Here is a 1303-nt window from a genome sequence, read left to right on the forward strand (position 1 = left end):
CGTGCCCGCCCGCAAGGGCGCGCTCTGGGTGAGCGTGCCGGCGCTGTCCAGCAGGGCAACCCCGGCGACGCTGACCGGCGCGGCCAGGCTCAGTGTCGGCGCCGAGAGCGTGATCTGCGCGGCGGCAACGCTGCCCGTGATGGCGAGCCCATGGGCGTCCTGCAGATCGATGCCGCTGCCGGCGGTCAGGCCGGTGACGCTGGCGATGCTGTTGGTCCCACCCAGCGCGATGGAGGTGCCAGCGCTGCCGGTGAGGCTGGCGGCGTTCAATTTCGCACCTGCCCCCTGGCTGATCGCGCCGGCGCTCTGGAGGGTGAGCGTGTTGGCCTCGACGCTGCCATCCAGCCCGAGGCTGCTACCCGAAAGGCTGACGGCGGTCCCGCTCAGCGTGCCGCTCTGGCTCAAGCCGCCGGTGCTGTCGGCGGTGAAGGTGCCGGCGGAGATGTCGCCATTCAGCGCCATCGTGCCGCCGGCCAGATCGAACCCCTGGCCGCCCAGCGTGCCGGTCTGGGTGATCGCGCCGCTGCTGGTCAGCGTCACCAGCGCGTTGGCGAAGGAGATGTTGCCTTCGCTGTAAACGCTGCTGGCCCGCACGCCGTTGGCGGCGCCGATGATCACCACCGCGTGGCTGTCAAAGGCGCTGACCAGCGCCTGCGCAAGCTGCAAACCCGCCACCGCGGTACCGCCAAGATCGAGCGTCCCGGCATTATACGGGGCGATGGCGATCGTCCCCGCCGCCAGGCTGCCGCCGGTCCCCTCCAGCAAGCCGGCGGTGACCAGCGCCAGGCTGGTGCCTGCACTCACCGGCCCGTTCAGCGTCATCGTGCCGATATTGGCGATCAGCATGTCCCCGCCGGCGCTCAGGCTGGCGAGCGTGGCGATGCTGTTGGCCCCGCCCAGCGTCAGCCCGCCGCCGATCTGCCCGGCCAGCCCGCCCAGCGACAGCGCCGCGCCGCCCGCCTCGGTGACGGCGGCGGCATCGGTCAAGGTCAGCGTGCCCGGCGTGGTCACCAGCCCGGCCAGGTTCAGCGCCTGGGCGTCGTTCAGCACGATATCGCTGCCAGCACTCAGGCTGCCGAGGGTGGCGATGCTGTTGGCCCCGCCCAGCGTCAGCCCGCCGCTGACGCTGCCGGTGAGCCCGGTGGCGCGGATCGCTCCGGCGCCGCTTTCCGCGAATGCCGCACCCTGCAGGGTCAGGCTGCCGCCGGCCTGCACCGGCCCGGTGATCCCGGTGGTGCCGGTGCTGGTCAGCAGAATGCTCTGCCCGGCGGTCAGGCCGGTGACGCTGGCGATGCTGTTGGTT

Annotated in this window: 1 protein-coding gene; it reads right to left on the reverse strand. The window is 72.1% G+C overall.

Features of this window, described 5'->3' with window-relative positions:
* Nucleotides 1-1303, reverse strand: a 1303-nt coding sequence (locus MXAZACID_RS19535; RefSeq protein WP_008495851.1) for a hypothetical protein, incomplete at both ends; no start/stop codon positions are given.

The organism is Acidocella sp. MX-AZ02 (assembly GCF_000306035.1).
GTDB lineage: Bacteria > Pseudomonadota > Alphaproteobacteria > Acetobacterales > Acetobacteraceae > Acidocella > Acidocella facilis.